At 63.0% G+C, this 330-nt stretch carries 1 protein-coding gene; it reads left to right on the top strand.

Annotated features, from left to right (window positions below):
• Positions 1-59: 59 nt before the first annotated feature.
• Positions 60-330, top strand: a 271-nt coding sequence (locus tag ACR9ZK_RS21760) for a hypothetical protein (protein WP_481344039.1), incomplete at its 3' end; no start/stop codon positions are given.

Here is a 330-nt window from a genome sequence, read left to right as displayed (position 1 = left end):
GTCCAGATGATCGACGAGGTTCGTCACTCGACGATCCAGATGACCTCAAGAAGCTGTACATGAACCAGTACATCGACCCGGCCGGTTTCGACATGACCGAGAAGGCCTTCGCGAACCACTACGCCGGCACGATCGGCCGCCAGTTCGGTGAGGGGTTCATCACCGCCGACGCCATCACGGCGGCCAACATCTACCTGACCGTGGTCGCCGGGACAGCCTTCACCAACACCCTCTCCGTGGCGATGCCCGACGAGGCCGCGGCCAACGGCGACTACCTGCTGCCGACGGCTTCCACTCCGTCCAGTCCGACGAGTCACGGCACATCTCGAA

The organism is Monashia sp. HAY1-5C (assembly GCF_056755255.1).
This window is presented reverse-complemented; position numbering and strand designations above follow the sequence as displayed.